This is a genomic window from Halanaerobium saccharolyticum (genome assembly GCF_003053565.1).
Classification (GTDB): Bacteria; Bacillota; Halanaerobiia; order Halanaerobiales; family Halanaerobiaceae; genus Halanaerobium; species Halanaerobium saccharolyticum_B.
In genome coordinates, this window is record NZ_QAXS01000043.1 from 1 (window position 1) to 24,295 (window position 24,295).

Here is a 24,295-nt window from a genome sequence, read left to right on the forward strand (position 1 = left end):
AAGGAACAGTAAAACGCTGGGAACAGCACATTATTAACTATTTTAAAACTAGAATAACCAACGGATTTGCTGAAGGATTAAACAACAAAATCAAACTAATTAAAAGAATTGGCTACGGTGTTCCCAAAGTTGAAAACTTAAAACGCCGAGTATATTTATCATTGCTAAGTATTTAAGAGCAATTCAAAAAATAAAAGAGATAACATGATTCAAACGGTGCTATTTAGATTTCACAACATTTGTTAAAGAACCTAATTTTTTTAAAGAAAGTCGCACATGCAACTAAATTCAAATGAGGTGAAAAAATGAGGGTAGATGCTCCGATTAGGAAATGGATAGCCAAATTGTATAAAGATCATGATCAATATGTTGATAATTTACTTGCAGATTATAATTTAAATCACAGTGAAGGAAATCTTCTGGTCTATTTATATAAAGATGGAGATGGAATCAGCCAGAATCAGCTCAAGGAAAATCTGGCTGTGGATAAAGCGACAGTATCAAGAGCAATTAACTCCTTAATTGAAAAAGATTATTTAAAAAAAGAAAAGTCTCCGGAAGATGGCAGAGTTAATCTAATATATTTGAGTCAAAAGGCCTATGCTGTAAAGGAAGAGATCAATCAAATCTATCAGCAGTGGTTTAAGAAATTTTTAGATGAGATTGAAGAAAATGAAGCTGAAAAAGTAATAAATACCTTAGAAAAAATGTATAAAATTATTCAAAAGCGAAATTAAAATCAAATACAGTAAAAATTCAATTTTACAGTACGCAGTTTTTAGAGGAGGTCAAAAAATGAAAAAAATATTAAAACACAATAAACTAATTATTGGCCTGATACTGATTATAACATTATTTTTCCTATTTCAATTACCCGATGTCGAGATAAATAATGACATAGAGGTCTTTTTACCGGACGACAACCCGGCCAAAATGAGTAATGATAATTTAAGAGAAATTTTTGGGGAAAGTGAGGGGCTTGTAACTGCAGTTCAGGTAGATCAGGGGACAATATTTGAAGCTGAAAATTTAAAATTAATAGCTAATCTAAGCTCGGAGATAGAAGAGCTGCAGCAGGTAGAAGAGGTTCGCTCGCTCACAAATGTAGATTATATCGCCGGCAGCTCTGAAGGGATGGTTGTTGAGTCCCTCATCGAAGAAATTCCGGAAAATAGAGAGCAGAGAATCAGACTGAAAGAAAAGATTTTAAGCTGGGATTTTTATCAAAATAATCTCTACTCAGATGATTTTAAATCAACTCAAATCTTAATTACGCTGGAGGAAGGGCTAAGTGCAGACCAGGAGAAAGAAATTTTTTACCAGGTAAAAGATGTAGTCAATAGTTATCAGGAGCAGGGAATTAAAACATTTATTTCTGGTTCTAAGGCGATAAATGTTTTAATGGGAGATCATATGCTGCAGGATATTCGCTATCTGATTCCTATTATTTTTCTAGTTTTAATTCTGGCCTTATATTTCTTTTTTCAAAAAGCACTGCCTGTATTTTTAGTTATGCTGACAGTAAGTATCAGCAGTATCTGGGCAGTTGGTTTAATGGCCTATCTGGGAATCAATCTTACCCTTGTCTCAACAGTGATTCCAGTTCTGCTGCTGGCTGTTGGCAGTGCTTATGGAATCCATATATTGAGTCATTATTATGATGCTCTGGCAGAGTTAGAGCAAGAATTAACTGCTGCTAAAAATGAAGAACTGATCCTGGCTACAGTAAATCAGCTGGGCAAACCGGTTTTTTTAGCTGCTTTAACTACAGTTGTTGGTTTTGGTTCCCTGGCTTCAAGTCAGATTGTACCAATTAAGAGTTTTGGTATTTTTACAGCTATCGGAATTATTGCCGCTTTTTTGATCGCTTTATTTTTAATTCCTTCTTTATTAAAACTGCCGATTTTTTTAAAAGATAAGAAAAATAGTGACTTTGATAAACTTGAACATTTTGAATCACTAATTTTTACCGTTCATGATTTTTACTCTCAGAAAAGGATTTCTATAATCCTTGCTGTTTTATTAATTATAATTATTTCTGCTCTTGGTTTTAATAAAATAGTTGTAGATACACCTTTAATTGAAATGTTTAAAGAAGAAAGTGAAATTAGACAGGCAGATGATTTTATAAATCAAAATTTTGCCGGGACCAATATAATGAAAGTACTGATTGAGGGCAAGGAAAGAGGAAGTTTAAATAATCCAGAAATTTTAAATGAAATGGATAAATTACAGCAGAGTCTGGAATCAAATTTTGAGTCTGTTGGTAAGACTTCTTCTATCAGCGATTATATCAAACGGATGAACCAGGTTATGCATTATCCAGAAGCAGAAAGCGAAGAGACTGAAGCAGGAACGAAAAGTAATCAAAACAGCAGCTCTGAAGAAACTACTTCTTCCTTTTATCAGGAGAGCAGTGCTGAAAGTCAAACAGAAAGTAAATCTGAAACAACTTCATCTTTTTATCAGGGAGATGGGAGAGAAGAAGATAATTCAGACGAAAGTTCCAGTTTTTATCAGGGAGAAGATTCTGAAGTGTCTGAGGAGGCTCAAGAAGAGAAATCTCAGCCGGAAATTATTGCCGGGCCAGATTCCGAGAAAAATATCTCTGAATTAGAATTTATTCAGCTTTTAAATAGAGCAGTTGCTGGAGCAGAAAAATTAGATCTAACTGCTGATCAACTGCTGCAGCTTCTGAAGGAAGAGATGAATTACAATGCAGCTGCCTATTATGAAATTCCTAATGATTTAGAAAAATATGATGCTGAAACAAAAGAAAATTTAAAAAATCTTATTTCACAGTATTTACTTCTTTTCTCGGGGAGTGTGGATGATTTAATCAATGACCAACTGGAGCCGGATAAAGCACAAATGTTGATTCAGATTAAGGATCCGAGTAATATAACTGCTGCCAGAATAAAAGATAAAATTGATAATTACAGCAGCAGTAATTTTCCCGCAGATTATCAGACAACAGTTTCCGGTTATGCAACAATGGCTCTGGAAGCAAACAATTTAATTGTCGGCAGTCAAATTAGAAGTATTGTTATTTCATTTATAGTGGTTTTCATTATTGTAGCAATCTCTTTTAAATCAATAGTTGCTGGTTTTTACGGCATTATTCCCCTGGCCTTTTCGCTGATTATCAATTTTGGGTTAATGGGTCACCTGGGAATCAAACTTGATGTTGGAACAGCAATGGTTGCTTCAATTGCTATTGGTATTGGTGTTGATTATACAATTCATTTTCTGCACAGCTATCATCAAAATAGAAGAGAAAATGATGATCTCTATCAGGTAACGAGAGAAACCTTAAGTTCTACCGGAAAGGCTATTATCTTTAATGCAATTTCTGTCTCAGCAGGATTTTTAGTCCTCTTATTTTCAAACTTTTATCCGCTTGTTTATCTGGGGCTCTTAATAGCTGTGACAATGTTTACTTCATCGCTGGCGGCAATGACTATTTTACCGCTTTTATTAAATATCTTTAAACCTGAATTTATAAAAAAAGCAAATTAAATTTCAATTTGATTAAAATTATAAAATGGGAGGAATTAAAATGAAAACTTTTGTAAAAAGTAATTATTTAAAGGCATTACTTCTGATTGTGATCATAACAGCAGTTTCATTTTCAGCAGCTGCTGTCGATGGACGTGAGGTAATGGAGAGGGTACAGGATAGAGAGTCAGGAGATACCCAGCATGTACTGGCTGGAATGGACTTAATTGACAGTGATGGTAATGTACGTTCTCGGGTAATAGAAGTCTGGTCCCAGGATAATCAATCAGATTTAAGAGAAACATTAATGGTTTTTCATGAACCTGCTTCTGTAAAAGACACCCGTTTTTTACAGAAAGAAAATGAAGAAGCTGATGATGATCAGTGGATTTATTTGCCTGATCTTGGTAGAGTCAGACGCATATCAGGTGGCCAGGGCAGTGACTCCTTTATGGGAACAGATTTCACTTATGATGATCTGAAGTCCAGAGAAATAGATAATTTTGAATATGAACTACTGCGGGAAGAAGAATTTAATGGCTATCAGACATATGTAGTAGAAGCTATTCCTAAAAGTCCAGAAGATGAGCAGTATGCAAAAACAATTTCCTGGATAACAAAAGAACATTTTATCCCGGTAAAGCTGGAAATGTATGACAAAGATAGTGAAGAATTATCTAAAGTAATGACAGTTGATAGTGAAATTAAAAAAGTGGATGGTATCTGGACAGCATTTTCAACGACAATGGAAAATTTAGCTAGCGGTCACAGCACCCGTCTATATATTCAGCAGCGGGATGGAAATTACCTGCTGGAGTATAATAAAAAAATTGACGATCGAAGATTTACTCAGCAGTATCTGGAAACAGGAAGATAAAGAAAGTTTAAGTATAATCCATAAAATCATAAATAAGGATGTGATCTTATGTTAAAGAATAAAACTGGAGTCTTAATTACGGCAGTATTAGTATTGCTTCTAGTGGCTAATACTGCAGCTTTTGCTCAGGGAAGTGGCAGTTTTTATGGTGCAGAAGATAAAACAGAAATAGAAATTAGTGGTGAAATCAGTCCTGAGCTAAGATATTTTTCTGCTGCAGATGAGCTCAATGAAAATCTAAAAGGGGATCTGGAAATCAGCTATCCAGGTCAAAAGCATGAGTTCAATTTTCTACTTGACTTTCAACCAGGTGCGGTAGAAGAAGTAGAAATCGATGAGCTTTATTACAAATATTATGGAGAAAAGTATAATATTCTGCTCGGTAAAGATAGACCAATCTGGGGAAAAGGAGACCAGCTGCATGTAGTCGATAATTTAAATGCTGAAGATATGAGTGATTTTATCAATCAGGATTATAAAGACCGACAGATTGGAGAAGAGATGCTTAAAATTGACCGCTACTTTCGGGGCGGAAATGCAAATTTAGAATTTGTTTATACTCCTGATTTTACTCCCACCAGGCTGGCAGAGGATCCAGAAAGCCGGCTGGGGGACTGGGTAATCAACCCCTTCGCGGCTCAAATCTCTCTAAAAAATCTGGCTGCAGCCACAGCTCAGTCAGAGGCGGAAGTGATCAGGCAGGTTAAAAATTCAATTGCCGAAGAGGATAATCAATTTGCTCTGCGCTTTACTGACAGCCGGGGCGGTACTGATTACGGATTCAGCTATTATCACGGTTATTTGAGAGAACCAAGTTATGATTTAAAAGCCCTGAATACTTCTTTAGCAAATAATCCCGTTGAAACTCCGGATAATTTAGCTCAAATAGAAGAAAATAAGCAGAACTTTAATCAGGCACTGAATGCTGCTGATCTGCAGTATGATGAAGTTGATGTATTTGGTTTGGAGCTGGCCCGAGTAATTGGAAATGTCAACAGCCGTTTTGAGCTGGCTTATTATAGAACAGAAGATACTGCTGGTGATGATCCGACAGTCCGGAATAACAAAATTGCCTGGGTTATTGGTGGTGACCGTGATCTTCCAATCAGCAATTTAAATCTTAATCTGCAGTTTAAGGGAGAAAAAATTCTGGATGAGGAAGAGATAGAAAATGATTTAATCCAGACTCAAACTGGAATGCAGAATATTGATCTGGAATATAATCAGGATGGAGATTATACAAGCAATAGAGCAGTACTGGTCTTAGAGGACAGCTATCAAAATGAAAAGATTATTCCTCAGCTCAGCTGGGTTTATAATTTAAATGAAAATGACTACTTTCTGGAGGCTGCTCTAGAATATGAACTAAAACAGGATTTGATTTTGACAGCCTCCCATAAAATCTTTAGTGGAGATGCTGGTACTACCTTTGGCCAATTTGAAGACAATGATTATTCAGCTATTTCTTTAAATTACAGTTTCTAAATTTAAAGATTAATTTTTTTGAGGTAGCTACTAAAAGGCTGAAATTTCTGCTTAACTGGAGTAATTTCAGCCTGATACTATCTAATCAAGAAAAATTATTAATAAAAGCCTTTTCAAATATGTAAAGTAGTTGACATTTTAGAGCTGGCTGGGTATAATAGTTTTGTGAACTTTTTACAAATAATTTTAATAAAGCTGAATAGCAGGAGGTGAACAATAAATGGCTCATGTAATTTCAGATGATTGTATTATGTGTGGTGCCTGTGCACCAGAATGCCCTGTAGAATGTATCAGTGAAGGTGATACAAAGTACGAAATCGATGCTGATGAATGTATTGACTGTGCAGCTTGTGTAGCGGTTTGTCCAGTAGATGCTATCAGCCAGGCATAAGTTTATAAATTTTGAAAAAAACCGGGGGATATTCTCCGGTCTTTTTTCATTTACATAGTTATTTTTTTAACTTTTATTTAAAAAAGAAGCGATAATTTAAGCAGGATTTAATTCTCTTTTAGAGAAGTATAATTAATATAAAGGAAGATCATAATAATTAAATTAAGGAGATGAGCTTTGGATGCGGGAATTAAAGAAAATTGATCCGGAAATAGCAGAAATAATTTCAGAAGAAGAGAAGAGACAGGCTCAGAATATTGAACTAATAGCTTCGGAGAATTTTGTTAGTTCTGCTGTGATGGAGGCGGCTGGTTCGGTTTTAACCAACAAATACGCAGAAGGTTATCCTCACAAAAGATATTATGGGGGCTGTGAGGTAATTGATAAGGCAGAAGAATTAGCAATTAAAAGGGCAAAAGAATTATTTGGTGCTGAACATGCTAATGTCCAGCCACATTCTGGTTCACAGGCCAATCAGGCAGTTTATTTTTCTCAGGTTCCTAAAGGTGGAACCATTCTGGCAATGGACCTTACTCACGGAGGCCATTTAACCCACGGCAGCCCGGTTAATATGTCAGGTAAATATTATAATTTTGTTCACTATGGGGTAACAAAAGAAAAAGAAATTATTGATTATGATCAGGTAAGAGCTCTGGCCGAAGAGCATCAGCCAGATTTAATTGTTGCTGGCGCCAGTGCCTATCCAAGAGTAATTAATTTTAAAACATTTAAGGAAATTGCTGATTCGGTGGGTGCCTTATTTATGGTAGATATGGCCCATATAGCCGGTCTGGTTGCTGCTGGCTTACATCCAAATCCTGTAGAAACTGCAGATTTTGTAACTACAACCACCCACAAAACTTTAAGAGGAACCAGAGGTGGAATGATTCTCTGTAAAGAAAAATATGCCAAAGATATAGATAAGGCAATTTTCCCGGGATTACAGGGAGGACCTTTGATGCATATTATTGCAGCCAAAGCAGTTTCTTTTAAAGAAGCTCTGACAGATGAATTTATGGAATATCAGCAGCAGATTATTGATAATGCTCATACTCTGGCAGAAGAGCTAAAAAGTTACGGTATGCGGCTTGTATCTGGTGGTACAGATAACCATATGATGCTGGTTGATTTAAACAACATGGAAATCACAGGTAAAGAGGCCGAAGAGGCTCTGGATAAAGTAGGAATTACAGTTAATAAAAATACAATTCCTTTTGAAACTAAAAGTCCTTTTGTTACCAGTGGAATCAGAATTGGAACTCCGGCAGTTACAACAAGAGGAATGAAAGAAAAAGATATGAAAAAAATTGCAGAGTTTATTTTTGAAGCTCTAAAGAATCTTGAAGATGAGGCTAAATTAAAAGCTATGAAAAAAGAGGTTCATGCATTTTCTGCTCAGTTTATGGAGTAGATTATATATAAGTTAATAATTAAGGGGCCGGGGCAACCCGGTCATTTTTTTGAGATTATAAGAATATAAGAAAAGGTGATATTATGGATATTAAAATGATTGTTTTTGATCTGGATGGGACCTTACTTGATATTAATCATCAGCTGCAGGAAAAAACCATTGAAGCAGTAAAGATGATTAGAGATAAAGGGATTAGAACTCTGGTTGCAACCGGTAGAATGTACTGTTCTGCTAAACCGCATACAGACAGGCTGGGGATTGTAGATCCTATAATTACATATAATGGTGCCTTAGTGGTTGATCCTGCCAGCCAAAAAGAAATTTTTCATGCTCCAATTCCTTTTGAGATTGCAAAGAAAATCACCAAAATGGTAGTTAAAAATGACTATCATCTGCAGCTGTATATTGATGACAAACTCTATGTTGCTGAGGAGAATGAATTTACAGACCGTTATGAAGATATTTCCGGGATTAAAGCCAATGCTGTCGGCAGGTTGGACGAATTTTTGAATGCTGAGCCGACAAAAATGCTGATTATTGAAGAAGACGAGGATAAGCAGGTTGAAATAAATAATTTTCTCAGGGAGAATTTTGATCATGAAATTGAGTTATCTTCTTCTTACCCTTCTTTCATTGAAATCACAAAAAAAGATATGTCCAAGGCAGTTCCGATTAAAAAGCTGGCTGCAGATTTTAAGATTAAACAGGAAGAAATCATGGCCTTTGGAGATGGTTTAAACGACCTTAAGATGATTGAATGGGCAGGAACAGGTATAGCTATGCAGAATGCACATTCAGAACTGCAGGAACATGCTGACGATACAGCTCCCGACCATGATCAGCTGGGTATTGCTCGTTATCTAAAACAGCATTTTAAGCTTGATCTGGATTTAAATGATTAAGTGCTTTCAGAATTATGCATTTTCAAGCTATTTATGTTATAATCAAATATAGTGGATAACTTTAATATTTGGTCTGATTTGGAGGGATTTATTTGGAAATTTTTTCGATTTTAAAATCTACGTTTAAAGATTTTTATGAAGATTTATTCAAACTGGTGCTGCTCAGTGTAGCCTGGTTTATTATCAGTTCCGTGCTGTTGTTTACGGTTTTTATTGGTCTAAACAGTGGTTGGTATTTAATTCTTTTGCTGCCTCTTATTTTTCTGGGACCTGTTTTTTTAACTTCTCTTTATGGAACCAGTCAAATTTTAGAGGAAGGAAGAGTTGCTTTTAAAGAGCTGTTTTCATATTTTAAAAATAATTTTTGGCGTGGTTTTTTAGTCTTTTTAATTTCAGTTATTTTATATACTGTCTTTATAGTTGATCTGCGTTTCTTTTTATTAAAAGGACAGGAAAATATCTGGCTTTTAGCTTTTGCTTTTTTATTTGCCTATTTACTGATTTATTTTTCAATTTATCAGGCTTACTTATGGGGTTTGCTGATTATTCAGGGAGATAGATCACTTAAAGATATTTTAAAAAATGCAGTTATTCTCAGCCTGGACAACATAATATTTTCACTGCTCTGGTTTCTGGCAATCTTTTTGCTGAGTATAATATTATTTGTAACCGGAATTGGACTCCCGGCTGGGTTTATAGGGATAATTGGTATTCTGATTATTCAGGGAACAAAAGAGATGCTTGCAAAATATTAAAACATTAATTTTATAAGATTAATTGAGAGGGGAATAATAATGAAAGAATATTATTTAGGACTGGATCTTGGCGGCACAAAAATTTTAACAGGTCTTGCAGATAGTGAAGGAAAGATAATTGCCAGATCACGCAGAGATACTGAAGCCGATCTTGGTGAAGATAAAATAATAGAAAATATGATAGCTACTATAGAGGATGTATTAGAAAAAACTGAGGTTACAAAAGAACAGATTATTACTCTGGGAATTGGAAGTCCGGGACCTCTGGATTCTAAAAAAGGAATTATAATTGAAAATGCAAACTTACCCTGGAAGAACGTACCATTAGTTGAGCGCATGGAATCAGCTCTGGGGATTAAGACTCTCTTACAGAATGATGCCAATGCTGCTGCTCTGGGTGAAAAATGGTTTGGAGCCGGAAAAAATGTTGAGAATATGGTTTACATAACTATTTCTACCGGGATTGGTGGGGGAGCTATTATTAACAAAGAGTTATTTACTGGAGTTAATGATAACGCCTGTGAGATTGGTCATACAGTAATTGATCCTAATGGCCCACTCTGCGGCTGTGGAAATCACGGCTGTCTGGAAGCTTTTGCTTCTGGGACTTCAATCGGTAAGCGGGCAAGAGAAGCTGCAGCTGCCGGTCAGAGCAAAGAGATGCTGGAGCTCGCAGATAACATTGTTGAAGATATTGATGCTGTTATTTGTGCTCAGGCTGCTCATCAGGGTGATCAGGTGGCCAAAGATATCTTTAAAAATGCTGGTTATCATTTAGGAATTGGAATGGGTAATGTTGTTAATACCTTTAATACAGAGATGATTATTCTTGGTGGAGGAGTTATGAAAGCTTCAGATTTATTTTTGGATGAGGCGATAAAAACTATGGAAGACATTTCTCTAGCAGGATCTTTAGAGATGGTTACAGTTAAGGAAGCTGAGCTGGGCTCTGATATTGGCTTAAAGGGAGCTATAGCTGTAGCTATGGAAGACAGGTTAGTAAAAAATGATTGACGAAGATAAAGTCTTAGTCCTTGATATCTTTAACCGCTTTGATCTTGAACTTCAGGCCGGGCGTTCTGGGATTAAAAGAGAGGTTAAAGTTAGTGATATTAAGCGGCCGGGGATTGAGCTTGCCGGTTTCTGGAAACATTTTGTGCCTGAGCGGGTCAATCTAATCGGGAGAACAGAGCTTTCATTTCTGCGCGGGCTTGATGAAAAAATCTTAAAAAAACGGATTAAAGAATATGTGGATTATAATCCTGTCTGTATTATAGTTGCCAGAGGTGAGGATATTCCTGACTGTTTGCTGGAAAAAGCAAATGAAAAAGGGATTCCGGTGCTTTCAACCGAAATTTCCACAACCAGATTCAGCAGTATGCTTTTAAACTACCTGGAAGAAAAATTAGCTCCAGTTAAGGTAATCCATGGTGTGCTGGTAGATATCTATGGAATTGGAGTTTTAATTAGAGGTCAGAGTGGAATTGGTAAAAGTGAAACTGCTATTGAACTGGTAAAAAGAGGACACCGGCTGGTTGCTGATGATATTATTGAAATTAAGAAAATTGGTGAGCTGCGCTTGAGCGGTTCAGCTCCCAATAATTCGCGTTATTTTCTTGAAATGCGGGGCATTGGAATTATTAATGTTAAAACTTTATTTGGAGCTGGTGCCGTCAAACATGATTCTCCAATCAATTTAACCATTAAATTAGAAAAATGGGAAGAAGGAGAAGAATATGAAAGACTTGGTATTGACAGCCGCAAAACGGAAATAATGGACTTAGAAATCGATGAAATAGTAATTCCAGTTAAACCAGGACGAAATCTGGCTTTAGTTTTAGAAGTCGCAGCCATGAATTATAGAATGAAAACTATGGGTTATAATGCTGCAGTCGATTTTACCGAAAATATTATGAAGAGATAAAAATGTTAGATTATTAGAGGTGTAAAAATGGCTCTAGAAGATATAAAAATTAAATGGCAAAAAATTATTGTTTTATTTATAATCTGTCTTTTTATTTTACCTGCAGCTGTTAGAGCAGAGGATTATAGAGTGATTTTTAATCACCTCGATGCCGCTGGTGATGATTATGGCCCGGGAGATTATCAGTATCCGCAAAATCATATTTTCCAGAACAAGGGCCATCTTTTTGATCTCCAGGCAGCAACTATTTTTGAATCTGAGAGCGAATATAAAATTCGTTTTTCTTTTTCTAATTTAACTGATCCCTGGGGGGCTGAATATGGATTTTCTCTGCCGCTTTTAGAAATTTATATAGATAATGATCAGGGAGGCAGTAATCAGCTTTTTCACAGCGGGGCCAATGTGAGTTTTAATCCCGATTTTAACTGGAATAAATTTATAAAGATAAGCGGCTGGTGGATCAGAGTTTTTAATCCGAACAGTCAGAAAGAAAATATCTTAAATATCAATGAATTATCGCTCAATGAACCTGGAACAAATAACAATTTTACTTTGAATAAAGTTGAAAATGATATTATTTTAAGACTGCCTAAAAGCGAAATCAATTCACTTCAAAACAGTAAAATTATTGTTTTGATTGGAAGTTTTGATCCTTTTGGTTATGATCATTTCCGCTCTTTATCAAATTCCAAAAGTTACTGGCAGATTTATTCAGAGGCTGAGATTCCAGCAGCTGAAGCCCCTAGAGTTCTCGACATCCTGGTTCCTGGTGGCAGCAGTCAGAAAGAAGTATTAGCAGGAAAACTGCCGGAACTACCCCACCTTGAGGTTGATAAAGATTTTGCTGAGGGTGAGCCGACGATTATTGATTATTTAAAGCCGATTAATAGAATTTCACTTTCAATACTTTTTTCTTACATAGTTTTAATTATTTTTGTAATATATAAGTTTAAATATAATAAATAGATTTGGGATGAGGTGAAATAATGTCAGCCGAGCCAATGCAGTATGCTAGAAAAATCTTAAAAAAAGTTTCTCGAAGTTTTGCTTTAACAATTCCAATGCTCGATCAGCAGATAAAAGATGAAGTTCTACTGGCCTATCTCCAGGATAGAATTCTTGATAATTTTGAAGATGAGATTCATCCGCCCAATCTAAAACTGCAGCAGGAGATGATGGACCGGATCAGCAGAATTTTTTCGACTGCAGACTATGACCGCAGTTCTGATTTTAAAATCATTAAAGAAAATAGTCAGCTTATCGAAAAAGAATCACTGCAGGAATTAACGGAAAATATAGATCTGATATATCAGGGTTATCAAAGTTTGGACCCTCAAGTTCAGGAGATTTCTCATAAATGGCTGGCAGAAATGAATCAGGGGATGCAGAAATATTTAACTAAAGAAGTTAAAACTTTTGCAGAACTTGATGAATACTGTTATTATGTTGCCGGAACAGTTGGTGGCTTTTTGACCGAAACTATAATTTATAAATTTGAAATTGATTCTGAGCAGCAGGAAATTCTGATGAATAATTTTAATGAGGCGGGTCTTTTTCTGCAGAAGGTTAATTTAATCAGGGATATCAGAGAAGATTTAGAGAGTAGAGATAAGCACTTCTGGCCTCTTAAAGATTTAGAAATTAGTGAGGAGCAGCTGGCTGACCTGGATTATAAAGACCAGGCCCTAAAAGCTCTGGAAGAGATGCTTTTAGATTTAAGAACTCATATTCCCGCTTTAAAAAAATACTACCAGGCTCTGCCGGATGAGCTTAAAGGTTATAAAAAGTTTTTTGCTGTTAACAATGCACTTGGGCTGGCTACTATGGATAAGCTTGAAGATAATGCAGATGTTTTTTATGGGGATAAACCGGTTAAAACCTCAAAATTGACTTTTTTAAATATTATGCGGGCTCCGGAAAAATATTTTCTTAAACATACAGCTCAATTAGAACAGTAGATTTATTGGAGTAGAAAGGAGCAAAATTTTTATGGACTTTTTATTAATTACAGGAATGTCTGGAGCTGGAAAATCTCTTGCCTTAAATTATTTCGAGGATAGAGGTTATTTCTGTGTGGATAATTTGCCTCCAGCGTTAATTTCGAAGTTTGCAGAATTATGTCTGCAGTCAGATCTTGATAAAATAGCACTGGTCAGTGATATTAGAGGCCGGGAGTTTTTTAATGAACTTTTTGAAGAGCTGACAAATATAGAAAAAATGAATTTAAATTATAATATACTTTTTCTGGAAGCCTCAGATGATGTTTTAATTAGAAGGTATAAGGAGAGCAGAAGGAGGCATCCGCTGGATGAAGAAGGTAGAGTTCTGGATGCAATTGAAAGAGAAAGAAAAATGCTGGAAGAATTAAGAGGTAGAGCAACTAAAATTATTGATACCGGAGAATTAAAGATTTCAGAATTACAGGAAGAGCTGAACCAGTTATTTCTGGCTGAGGAAGATAAAAATTTGCTGCATTTAAGTTTAATTTCTTTTGGTTTTAAATATGGAATCCCTAGAGATGCAGACTTAGTAATGGATGTCAGGTTTTTGCCCAATCCTTATTATGTAGAATCTTTAAGAGAAAAAACCGGTAATGACCAGGAAGTTCAGGATTATGTCTTAAAATGGTCCTTAACTGATAAGTTTTACAGTAAGTTTTTTGATCTGATAGATTTTCTGCTGCCTGAATATAAGCGTGAAGGTAAAAGTCATCTGTCGATAGCAATCGGCTGTACTGGCGGCAAGCACCGTTCTGTCACTACAGTTAATAAACTGGCAGAATTTTTACGAGATAAAGATTTTAACATAAATATTGAACATCGAGATATTGAAAAATAAGGAAGTGTAATTATGAACCTGCCAAAATGGTTTTTCCCAGGTTTAGGTGTTAAACGGTGGTTTTTGGTTATCATATTTGCTTTTATTTTAATAAGTGTTGGAATAACACCATTATTTGGTTTTGATCTAAGTATATATGTAACAGAACAGCTGCTTTTAATGCTCAATGGTTTATTTGGACAGCAGGCCGGCTTTGTGCTTAAATTAACTGCTTCATTTATGATTTTAGCCGGTATCAGTTTAACCTACTATTCGCTCTTAAAAATAAGGGCAGAATTTAATACCCACATTACCCCAAATGGAGAGATACTGGATCTCTTATATGAAAAGAGACGCTCAAATAAAGGACCGGAGATAGTTGCTTTTGGTGGTGGAACCGGGCTTTCCAACCTGCTGCGGGGGTTAAAAACGAATAGTGATAATCTGACAGCAGTCGTCACAGTTGCTGATGATGGCGGCAGTTCTGGCAGGCTGCGGGATGAGATGGGGATTTTACCTCCTGGAGATATCCGCAACTGTCTGGTTGCACTTGCTGACCGGGAACCTCTGATGGAAAAACTCTTTCAGCACCGCTTTGAATCTGAAGGTGGCCTGGAAGGACACAGTTTTGGCAACCTATACATTGCCGCTATGACTGAAGTACTTGGTGATTTTGAGGAAGCAGTTAGAGCTTCCAGTAAGGTACTGGCGATCAGAGGTAAGGTGCTGCCGGCTACAAACGAGGATATTAAGCTGGGGGCTGTTTACCATGATCAGGAAGAAAGAATGGGAGAATCAGCAATTCCAGTTTATGATAAAGAAATCAATAAAGTTTTTTTATATCCAGAAAACGCAAGCACAACTCCGGAAGTGAGGGAATCAATTAGAAAGGCAGATGTCCTGGTAATTGGTCCCGGAAGCCTCTATACCAGTATTTTACCCAATCTGCTGGTTAAAGGGATTGCAGAGGAAATTAAAAAAAGTGATGCCTTAAAGTTATATATCTGTAATGTGATGACACAGCCGGGTGAAACTGATGGTTATACTGCTGCAGATCACGCCCGGGCAATAATTGATCACTGTGGTAGAGGAGTTTTTGATTATATAGTTGTTAATAACAGCCAGGGAACACCTGAGCTGCGAAAAAGATATGAAGCCGAAGGCGCCTATCCGGTTCAGATCGACCACCAGCGGATAAAGAGGCTGGGAGTTAAAGTTATCGAAGCTGACCTCCTAAAAAAAGATAGTTATCTGCGTCATGATCCGGAAGCACTGGCAGAGCTAATTTATAAGTTAAATAAAAAGTATAATTAGAGCTGCTGAAAATTCGACTTGAATTTAACAATATAAGCAAAGATTATTATAAATTTTAAAAAGGAGATTAAAATGTCTTTTACTGACCAGGTTAAAGAAGAATTAACACATAAGGATAAATATGATTATTCTGAGCAGCTGGCTGAACTGGCTGCCTTAATCAGGATAGATGGTTCAATTCAAATTTCAAATAAGCATCTGGCTGTTAAAGTAACTCTTTACCACGGCAATCTGGCCCGCCGAATTTATTCTTTAATTAAAGAACGCTTTGGCTTCAGTATTGAAATCAGGGTCAGACAGGATAAAAGGTTTAACTTAAGCCACAGCTATGATATTATTGTCACTCCTCAGCCCGGAGTGAGAGAATTTTTATTAGAGCTTGGATTTTTGAGTCCGGATAACAGTCTTGTTTTTCATATTAAAGAGGAATACTTAAATTCCCGCAAATTATCTCAGGCCTATTTAAGGGGGTTATTTTTGGGAGGGGGCTCGGTCAATAAACCTCAGAGTGAGTATCATCTGGAGTTCCGCTGTCAGCGCGAAAGTGTGGCTGAAGATTTAAAAACCCTGCTGGCTAAGTTTGACTTAGAAGCCCATCAGACTGAGCACAAAGGCTATTATGTAATATATTTCAAAAGTTACGCCGAAGTAGTAAAGGTGCTAAATATTATTGGCGCTCATCAGGCAATGTTAAAAATGGAAAATGATCATATTGTCAAAGGATTAAAAAATGATGTTAACCGCCGGGTCAATTTTGAAACTGCAAATCTGGAGAAATCAGTTTCGGCAGCTATGGATCAGCTGGAATATATAGATATTATAGAAAGAGAAGAAGGACTGGATTCCTTAAGTCCGGGGCTGAGGGAGATGGCAGAGCTTAGGAGGGAAAATCCCTATGCTTCCTTAAAGGAGCTGGGAGAAATTTTAGACCTCAGTAAATCAGGTGTCAATCATCGTTTGCGGAGAATTAAAAAAATTGCTCAAAATTTAACTTGAAATAATCTGAAAAGATGATATAATACACTTGGAAGTTGAAAAAAATATATCAAACTTGCTGCTGATTTAAATATCAGCTTTGTTTTTGGCTGTATCGGGACAATTTTGTTCCATTTGGACAAAAACGTTCCAGCTCGGAGGTTAAACATGAATAAACTGTTTAAAATTCAGCAAAAAATAGTTCCAGAAATTGTCAAGACAGCCCAACAAAGATATAATATTTTACGTGGTATCTATTATAATCAGCCGATTGGAAGAAGAGCTCTAGCAAAAACTCTTGGATTAAGCGAAAGAACAATTCGCAATGATCTTGAGTTTTTTGAAAAAAACGCTTTTATTACTATTACCCCGGCAGGTACTCAGATAACTAGAATTGGAGAGGATTTTCTGATAGAATTAGATGAGTACATCAAAGAATTAAGAAATATCAGTTATTTAGAAAATAGACTGGAAAATATTCTGGGGATCGAAAAAGTAAAACTTGTCAATGGAGCTGTTCCAGCTGGAGATTTAAAAGCTGAGATTGGCCGGATGGCCTCACAGCTTTTACAGCAGGAAATTAAGAATGGTGACATTCTTGCTGTTACTGGAGGGACAACACTGGCCCAGGTTGCAGCAGAGATGACTTATGCTGCTGAAGCAAGAGATGTAACAGTAGTACCCGGTCGTGGTGGATTGGGTGAGGATGTTGAAATTCAGGCAAATACTATTGCTGCTAAAATTGCTAAAAAACTTGGTGGCAGCTATCACCTGCTGCATATACCGGACAATATGGCTGAAGAAAATATTTATCATATTACAAAAGAACCCACAATTAAAAAAACTTTAGAAATTTTAAAAAGAGCCAACATCTTAATTCACGGAGTAGGAACTGCTGAAGATATGGCAGGTCGCCGGGGGATGGAGCAAAAAGAAATTGAAGACCTCCTGAATGCAGGTGCAGTTGGAGAAGCCTTTGGTTTTTATTTCAATGCTCAGGGTGAGATAATCTACTCGACAACAAGTGTTGGTTTAAATCTGGATGATCTGCAGGCAATCAATAAAGTGATTGTTGTCGCAGGGGGAGAAAACAAGGCAGAAGCAATAATTTCTGCAGTTTCTCCTAAATACCAGGATATTTTGATTACTGACGAAATTACAGCCCGAAAAATTATCTCTCTTAAGGGGGGTGAGGCCGAAGACAGGCTGGCAAATTAAAATCAGCAGGTTATAAAACTTTCAAAATTTTTAAGTCTTTGTTTAATAAATTAATTTTTGTAAATGCTTCATCATATTCTAAGGAGGAATAAAATAATGACAAAAAAAGTAGCAATTAATGGATTTGGCCGTATTGGTAGAGGTTACTTAAGACTGGTAGAAGGTAGAGATACTGATGAAATCGAAATCGTTGCAATCAACGATTTAGTAAATGTTGAAAACTTAGCTTACTTACTTAAGTATGATTCTGTACATGGACGTTTTGACGGAACAGTAGAAGTTAAAGATGGTGACTTAGTAGTTAATGGTAAGAAGATCAAAGTTTCTGCTATTAAAGATCCTAAAGAATTACCATGGGGCGAATATGACATTGATGTTGTAATCGAATCAACTGGTGTATTCCGCAAAAAAGCTCAGTGTATGCAGCATATCGAAGCTGGAGCTAAGAAAGTTCTTTTAACAGTTCCTGCTAAAGATGAAATTGATAACACAATTGTATTAGGTGTTAATGATGACGACTTAAGTGATGATGACTTAATCGTATCCAATGCTTCCTGTACAACAAACTGCTTAGCTCCTTTAGCTAAAGCATTAAATGATGAGTTTGGAATCGAAAAAGGTCTAATTACAACAATTCACGGTTATACAACAAGTCAGGCTATCTTAGATATGCCAGCTAGCAAAACTAGAAGAGGTAGAACTGCTGCTGAAAACATCATTCCTACAACTACAGGTGCTGCTATTGCAACTACAAAAGTACTGCCTGAGTTAGATGGTAAAATTGATGGTATGGCTGTCCGTGTTCCAGTACCTAATGGTTCCTGTGTAGACGGAGTATTTACTTTAGAAAAAGATGTAACTGTTGAAGAAGTAAATGCAATGTTTAAAGAAAAAGCAGAAGGTGAAATGAAGGGTATCTTAGGTTACACTGAAGAAGAATTAGTTTCCAGAGATATTATGGGACAGTTCGAATCTTCTAAAATTGATGCTCAGTCAACTATGGTTGTTAACGGCAACATGGTTAAAGTTATCTCCTGGTATGACAATGAGTTAAGTTACACAAATAGAGTTGTAGACTTAACATTAAAGCTGTAATTTAAATATATAAATTATTTCAGGGTGGGGCATCTTTGCCTGCCCTGAAATTTTCTCAATAAATTTTTTTGCCTTATTTTTAAAGATAAAATTAACCCTTTTAAACAAATTGTCAAAAAATTAGTAACTGCTAATTAATATGGAGGTATTAAAAATGAAAAAAACACTTAAAGATATGGATTTTAAAGGAAAGAAAGTTTTAGTTAGAGTAGATTTTAATGTTCCTCTTAAAGATGGAGTTGTTGGTGATAAAACCAGAATTAAAGCAGCTCTGCCTACAATTGAGTACTTAATCAAAGAAGATGCAAAAGTTTTACTTATTTCTCACCTTGGCCGTCCAGGGGGAGAGCCCAAAGATGAATTAAGAATGGATCCAGTTGCCAAAGAACTGGCTAATTTATTAAATAAAGAAGTTAAAAAAGCTGATGACTGTATCGGTGAAGAAGTTAAAAAAGCTGCAGACAGCCTAAAAAATGGTGAAGTATTAGTTCTAGAAAACAGCCGCTTCCATGCTGGCGAAAAGAAAAATGATCCTGAATTTGCCAAAGAACTTGCTTCACTTGCTGATTTATATGTAAATGATGCTTTTGGTGCAGCTCATAGAGCTCATGCAACAACAGTTGGAGTTACAGAATACTTACCAGCTGCTGCAGGTTTCTTAATGCAGAGAGAATTAAATGCCTTAGGTGAAGTGATGGAAAACCCTGAAAGTCCTTTTGTGGCAATTATGGGTGGAGCTAAGGTTTCTGATAAAATTGATGTAATTAAAAACTTAATCAATAAAGTGGATAAATTAATCGTTGCTGGTGGAATTGCAAACACCTTCTTACTGGCAAAGGGTTATGAAGTAGGAGATTCTTTAGTTGAAGCCGATAAAGTAGATCTAGCTAAAGAATTAATGGCCGAAGCTGAAGAAAAGGGAGTAGAAATAGTACTTCCGATTGATGTAGTAATTGCTGACGATTTCTCCAATGATGCAAATACTCAAACTGTAGCTGCAGACGAAATTCCTGCTGGCTGGCAGGTTCTTGACTGTGGTGGCCCTCAGAGCTTAGAGAACTACAAAGAAATTATTAAGAATGCTAAAACAGTTATCTGGAATGGACCACTGGGAGTATTTGAGATGGAGAAATTTGCTCACGGTACTGTTGAATTGGCGAAAGCACTGGCTGAATCAGATGCTCATTCAGTAATTGGTGGCGGAGATTCTGCTGCTGCAATTAATGAAGCTGGAGTAGCTGATAAGATGAGCCATATTTCTACCGGTGGTGGAGCTTCTCTGATGTTCTTTGAAGGTAAAGAACTTCCTGGTGTAGCTGCACTTGACGATGTTGAGTAATTTTAAGATACAGTTCTAGATGGAAAAATTTAAACTAAAGCTTAATTAGTTAAAAAAATTCTAAACAAAACTTTGCATTTGGGCAGAGTTTGAGGAGGAATATTAATGCGTAAACCATTTATTTGTGGAAACTGGAAAATGAACAAAAATGTTGAAGAAGCTGAAGCAATGATTACTGCTTTAAAAGATAAAGTTAAAGGTGTAGAGAATGTTGAAATGGGTATTTGCCCGACAGCTCTCTGTTTAACAACAGTTAAAGAAGCTGCAGCAGGCAGCGACATTGTTACTGGTGCTGAAAATATCTACTGGAAGGATTCTGGTGCTTATACCGGCGAAATTTCTGCTAAGATGCTGGCTGACAGCAATATTGAATATACAATTGTTGGCCACTCCGAAAGAAGAGAAATTTTTGGTGAAACAGATTATGAAGTAAATAAAAAAGTTTTATCTGCACTTTCACATGGTGTGAAGCCAATTGTCTGTGTTGGAGAGACTTTAGAAGAAAGAAAAGCTGATCAGATTGAAGCAAAGGTTAACTTTCAGGTAGATTCTGCTCTGGCAGGACTTGATGAAGATGAGGTTGCAGATGTAGTAATAGCTTATGAGCCAATCTGGGCCATCGGTACTGGAGAGACTGCTTCTGCTGAAGAAGCTAACCGAGTAATTGGAATCATTAGAGAAAATATTAGAAAAGAATATCCTGAAGCTGCTGATAAGATTAGAATTCAATATGGTGGTAGTGTTAAACCACATAATGTAGAAGAAATTATGGCTCAGGATGAGATCGATGGTGCTTTAGTTGGTGGAGCCAGCTTAGCAGCAGATTCTTTCTCTGAGATTATCTTAAAAACTGCCGAAATCTATAAGTAAATAACTAAGATTATAAGGAGGATTATTATGGCAAGACCTAAACCACTGGCCCTGATTATTGCAGATGGGCTGGGAATAAACGAAAACGCAGAAGGGAATGCTGTCTATCAGGCAGATACTCCTTTCTTAGATAAATTAAATAATGAGTATCCACATTCAATTTTAAAGCCATCCGGAGAGGCTGTTGGCCTGCCGGAGGGACAGATGGGTAACTCTGAGGTTGGACATCTAAATATTGGTGCCGGCCGGATAGTTTATCAGGATTTTACAAGAATTAATAAAGCTGTAGAAGAAAAACACCTGCTTGAAAATAAAGCACTTAAAAAAGCAGTAGACCACGCTAAAGAAAATGATGGTGCTCTGCATTTAATTGGTCTTTTATCTGATGGTGGTGTTCACAGCCACATCAAACATCTCTTTGGTTTAATTGAGATGGCCGATCGGGCCGGTTTAGAAAAAGTATATATTCATCCTATCCTGGATGGTAGAGATACTCCACCTTCCAGCGGTACAGGTTATTTAAAAGAACTGCAGGAAGAATTAGATGAGGTTGGAACAGGTAAAATTGCAACTGTCAGCGGCCGTTATTACACAATGGACCGTGACAACCGCTGGGAGAGAACCAAAAAAGCATATGATATGTTAGTACTAGGTGAAGGCAATCAAGCTGAAGATGCTGTTAAAGCAGTAGAAGCATCATATGCAGAAGATGTAGAAGATGAGTTTGTTGTGCCCACAGTAATTACTGAAAACGGTGAAGCTGTAGGTCCAATGAATGATCATGATTCAGTCATCTTCTTCAACTTCAGAGCTGATAGAGCGCGCCAGATTACTCAGGCCTTAACTATTGACGGTTTTGATGGCTTTGAGCGGGCTCCAGAACATCCAAAAGATTTATACTATGTCACTATGACAGAGTATGATGAAGAATTCGATCTGCCAGTTGCTTTTGAACCGGTAGAAATCGAGGATGGACTGGGTGAAGTATTAAGCCGGGAAGGTTTAAAACAGCTCAGAATCGCTGAAACCGAAAAATATGCTCATGTAACCTTCTTCTTTAATGGAGGAGTTGAGGAGCCTAACGAAGGTGAAGACAGACTTTTAATTCCTTCACCTCAGGTTGCAACCTATGAGATGCAGCCGGAGATGAGTGCTTATGAGGTAACTGATAAGCTCTTAGAAAAAATTGAGGCTGAGGAATATGATGTAATTATTCTAAACTATGCCAATATCGATATGGTTGGACATACCGGTTTTATGGATGCAGCTATTAAGGCTGTGGAAACTGTAGATGAGTGCCTCTCTAAAATAGTTCCGGCTATTTTAGATAAGGGAGGTCAGGCTTTAATTACAGCTGACCACGGTAATGGAGAAAAAATGAAAGAGGATGATGGTTCTCCATTTACAGCTCATACTTCCAATATTGTTCCCCTCTATTATGTAGGTGGACCGAAAAATAAAGGTATAGCTTCCGGTAAATTAGCTGATTTAGCTCCAACAATGTTAGAAATTCTGGGAATTGAAAAACCAGAAAAAATGACAGGAGAATCACTAATTATCGAAAATGAATAATTTTCTAAATTAGAGTTAACTATAGTTTAAGCTAAGTAACGCTTAAATAAATTATCAAGCAGGGGCAGTTTCTGCTGTCTCTGCTGAAATATAAATTAAAAGTAATTTCATTAAAAAAGATTCACTGTAAAATTATAAGGAGGTCAATTAATAATGTTAAACACAACAATTGTAGATGTTTATGCTCGCGAAATTTTAGATTCACGTGGTAACCCAACTGTAGAGGTAGAAGTAGTCTTAGAAGATGGTGTAATGGGTAGAGCCGCTGTTCCTTCTGGAGCTTCAACTGGTGAGTACGAAGCTGTAGAATTAAGAGATGGTGGCGACCGCTACATGGGTAAGGGGGTTTTAGATGCAATCGAAAATGTAAATGAAGTAATTGCACCTGAGCTAATCGGTTTTGATGTTAGAGAGCAGGTTGATATTGATAACTTAATGCGCGAATTAGATGGTACTGACAACAAAGGTAAATTAGGTGCCAACGCAATTTTAGGTGTATCAATGGCAGTTGCTAAAGCAGCAGCAGAAGCTACAGGTACTTTCCTCTATAACTATATTGGTGGGATGAATGCTAAAACTCTGCCAGTTCCAATGATGAACATTTTAAATGGTGGAGAACATGCTGATAATAATGTAGACTTACAGGAGTTTATGATTATGCCTGTTGGTGCAGTAAGCTTCCGTGAAGCTCTGCAGATGGGTGCAGAAGTTTATCACAACTTAAAGAAAGTTCTGCAGGAAAAAGGTCTGGGTACTGGTGTTGGTGATGAAGGTGGATTTGCACCTGACTTAGGCTCCAACGAAGAAGCTCTGCAGGTAATTGTAGAAGCTATCGAAGCTGCAGGTTATGAAGCTGGAGAAGACTTCTATCTTGCTATTGATGCAGCAGCATCTGAAATTTACAAAGATGGTAAGTATGTACTTGCTGGCGAAGGTGTAGAAAAGACTTCCGAAGAAATGGTAGATTTCTATGCAGAGTTAATTGATAAGTATCCTATTATCTCACTTGAAGATGGTCTTGACGAAGATGACTGGGACGGTTGGGCTCAGTTAACTGAACGTTTAGGTGACCGTCTACAGATTGTTGGAGATGACCTCTTTGTTACTAATGTAGAAAGATTAAGCAGAGGTATTGAAGAAGATAGTGCTAACTCAATCTTAATTAAGGTTAACCAGATTGGTTCCTTAACTGAGACTTTAGATACAATTAAGATGGCTACAAGAGCAGGATTTACTTCTGTTGTGTCTCACCGTTCTGGTGAAACAGAAGATGTAACAATTGCTGACCTTGTTGTAGCAATGAATACTGGCCAGATTAAAACTGGTGCTCCTGCACGTTCCGAAAGAGTTGCTAAGTATAACCAGCTTCTAAGAATTGAAGAAAGCTTAGGAGATGCAGCTCAGTATGCAGGTAAAGAAGCATTCTTTAACCTTAAGTAAAATTGATTGAATAAGATAAGATTAAAACATTATAAATTAACTAAAGGACTGAGTGGAGTTTATTCTCTGCTTGGTCCTTTTTTTATTTAAATTTCCTCTTGACAAATGTTTAAAATAGAATTATACTAACAGTGTACCAGTTAACTAATGCACTATTAATGATTGGGAGGTTGAATATACTTAACTCAACTTTCGGCGTTAGAAATCATTAATGATTTCTTGATATAACCAGGAAGAAGCTCAAAAAAGTAGTCTAATAGGTCATTTATCTTTTCTTCAGTTAATGTTGAATAATCATGTAGAGTCTTTTTGAAAAGGTCTATGATTAAAAATAATGCTTCAATATGACTTAAATCTTTTAGCTCATCACAGTATTCAAAAAACATACCGCCAAAAGTCTTTTCGTCTTCAT

22 protein-coding genes and 1 pseudogene are annotated in these 24,295 nt (G+C 36.6%); 22 read left to right on the forward strand and 1 reads right to left on the reverse strand.

Annotated elements, in window-relative coordinates:
- From C8C76_RS13050 to eno, 22 genes are all read left to right on the forward strand, one after another.
- On the forward strand, window positions 1–176 hold a 176-nt coding region (locus C8C76_RS13050), incomplete at its 5' end, for a transposase (protein ID WP_146161872.1).
- A gap of 129 nt (window positions 177–305) precedes the next feature.
- On the forward strand, window positions 306–737 hold the full coding sequence (locus C8C76_RS13055) for a MarR family winged helix-turn-helix transcriptional regulator (protein ID WP_108142369.1): 432 nt from the start codon (window positions 306–308) through the stop codon (window positions 735–737).
- 58 nt (window positions 738–795) lie between these two features.
- Window positions 796–3,519, forward strand: coding sequence for an MMPL family transporter (locus C8C76_RS13060; RefSeq protein ID WP_108142371.1), 2,724 nt, complete (start codon window positions 796–798; stop codon window positions 3,517–3,519).
- A 40-nt stretch (window positions 3,520–3,559) separates the two neighbouring features.
- Complete coding sequence (locus C8C76_RS13065) at window positions 3,560–4,375, forward strand: outer membrane lipoprotein-sorting protein (RefSeq protein ID WP_108142373.1); 816 nt, start codon at window positions 3,560–3,562, stop codon at window positions 4,373–4,375.
- Window positions 4,376–4,423: 48 nt separating this feature from the next.
- Window positions 4,424–5,860 (forward strand): hypothetical protein, encoded by a 1,437-nt coding sequence (locus tag C8C76_RS13070; RefSeq protein WP_108142375.1) that lies wholly within the window; start codon window positions 4,424–4,426, stop codon window positions 5,858–5,860.
- A gap of 220 nt (window positions 5,861–6,080) precedes the next feature.
- Window positions 6,081–6,251 carry a DUF362 domain-containing protein gene (locus C8C76_RS13075; protein ID WP_108142377.1) on the forward strand — a complete coding sequence of 57 codons (171 nt, stop codon included), beginning with the start codon at window positions 6,081–6,083 and terminating at the stop codon, window positions 6,249–6,251.
- Window positions 6,252–6,432: 181 nt separating this feature from the next.
- Complete coding sequence (glyA, locus tag C8C76_RS13080; RefSeq protein ID WP_108142379.1) at window positions 6,433–7,662, forward strand: serine hydroxymethyltransferase; 1,230 nt, start codon at window positions 6,433–6,435, stop codon at window positions 7,660–7,662.
- Between the two features lie 83 nt (window positions 7,663–7,745).
- The gene (locus C8C76_RS13085; protein ID WP_108142381.1) at window positions 7,746–8,564 is read left to right on the forward strand and encodes a Cof-type HAD-IIB family hydrolase; all 819 of its coding nucleotides are present in this window, start codon (window positions 7,746–7,748) and stop codon (window positions 8,562–8,564) included.
- 92 nt (window positions 8,565–8,656) lie between these two features.
- A complete protein-coding gene (locus tag C8C76_RS13090; protein WP_108142383.1) occupies window positions 8,657–9,319 on the forward strand; it encodes a hypothetical protein in 663 nt (220 codons plus the stop codon).
- 39 nt (window positions 9,320–9,358) lie between these two features.
- Entirely contained in the window at window positions 9,359–10,333 is a 975-nt protein-coding gene (locus tag C8C76_RS13095; protein WP_108142385.1) for an ROK family protein, read from the forward strand.
- Window positions 10,326–11,243 carry an HPr(Ser) kinase/phosphatase gene (gene hprK / locus C8C76_RS13100; RefSeq protein ID WP_108142387.1) on the forward strand — a complete coding sequence of 306 codons (918 nt, stop codon included), beginning with the start codon at window positions 10,326–10,328 and terminating at the stop codon, window positions 11,241–11,243. The genes C8C76_RS13095 and hprK overlap by 8 nt, the downstream gene beginning before the upstream one ends.
- A 27-nt stretch (window positions 11,244–11,270) precedes the next feature.
- Window positions 11,271–12,209, forward strand: a complete 939-nt coding sequence (locus C8C76_RS13105; protein ID WP_108142389.1) for a glucodextranase DOMON-like domain-containing protein — start codon at window positions 11,271–11,273, stop codon at window positions 12,207–12,209.
- Window positions 12,210–12,229: 20 nt separating this feature from the next.
- On the forward strand, window positions 12,230–13,201 hold the full coding sequence (locus C8C76_RS13110) for a phytoene/squalene synthase family protein (RefSeq protein WP_108142391.1): 972 nt from the start codon (window positions 12,230–12,232) through the stop codon (window positions 13,199–13,201).
- 31 nt (window positions 13,202–13,232) lie between these two features.
- On the forward strand, window positions 13,233–14,081 hold the full coding sequence (gene rapZ, locus C8C76_RS13115; RefSeq protein WP_108142393.1) for an RNase adapter RapZ: 849 nt from the start codon (window positions 13,233–13,235) through the stop codon (window positions 14,079–14,081).
- A 12-nt stretch (window positions 14,082–14,093) separates the two neighbouring features.
- Window positions 14,094–15,374 (forward strand): gluconeogenesis factor YvcK family protein, encoded by a 1,281-nt coding sequence (locus C8C76_RS13120; protein ID WP_108142395.1) that lies wholly within the window; start codon window positions 14,094–14,096, stop codon window positions 15,372–15,374.
- A gap of 72 nt (window positions 15,375–15,446) precedes the next feature.
- The gene (gene whiA / locus C8C76_RS13125) at window positions 15,447–16,370 is read left to right on the forward strand and encodes a DNA-binding protein WhiA (RefSeq protein ID WP_108142397.1); all 924 of its coding nucleotides are present in this window, start codon (window positions 15,447–15,449) and stop codon (window positions 16,368–16,370) included.
- A gap of 147 nt (window positions 16,371–16,517) precedes the next feature.
- Window positions 16,518–17,567, forward strand: a complete 1,050-nt coding sequence (locus C8C76_RS13130) for a sugar-binding transcriptional regulator (protein WP_108142399.1) — start codon at window positions 16,518–16,520, stop codon at window positions 17,565–17,567.
- Between the two features lie 96 nt (window positions 17,568–17,663).
- Window positions 17,664–18,662, forward strand: coding sequence for a type I glyceraldehyde-3-phosphate dehydrogenase (gap, locus tag C8C76_RS13135; RefSeq protein ID WP_108142401.1), 999 nt, complete (start codon window positions 17,664–17,666; stop codon window positions 18,660–18,662).
- A 154-nt stretch (window positions 18,663–18,816) separates the two neighbouring features.
- Complete coding sequence (locus C8C76_RS13140) at window positions 18,817–20,001, forward strand: phosphoglycerate kinase (protein WP_108142403.1); 1,185 nt, start codon at window positions 18,817–18,819, stop codon at window positions 19,999–20,001.
- A gap of 105 nt (window positions 20,002–20,106) precedes the next feature.
- Window positions 20,107–20,871, forward strand: coding sequence for a triose-phosphate isomerase (tpiA, locus tag C8C76_RS13145; protein WP_108142405.1), 765 nt, complete (start codon window positions 20,107–20,109; stop codon window positions 20,869–20,871).
- A 27-nt stretch (window positions 20,872–20,898) separates the two neighbouring features.
- Window positions 20,899–22,443, forward strand: a complete 1,545-nt coding sequence (gpmI, locus tag C8C76_RS13150; RefSeq protein ID WP_108142407.1) for a 2,3-bisphosphoglycerate-independent phosphoglycerate mutase — start codon at window positions 20,899–20,901, stop codon at window positions 22,441–22,443.
- Window positions 22,444–22,596: 153 nt separating this feature from the next.
- Complete coding sequence (gene eno / locus C8C76_RS13155; protein ID WP_108142409.1) at window positions 22,597–23,883, forward strand: phosphopyruvate hydratase; 1,287 nt, start codon at window positions 22,597–22,599, stop codon at window positions 23,881–23,883.
- A 185-nt stretch (window positions 23,884–24,068) separates the two neighbouring features.
- Here eno and C8C76_RS15205 read toward each other — a convergent pair.
- Window positions 24,069–24,295: pseudogene (locus C8C76_RS15205) on the reverse strand (IS4 family transposase); the annotation flags it as partial.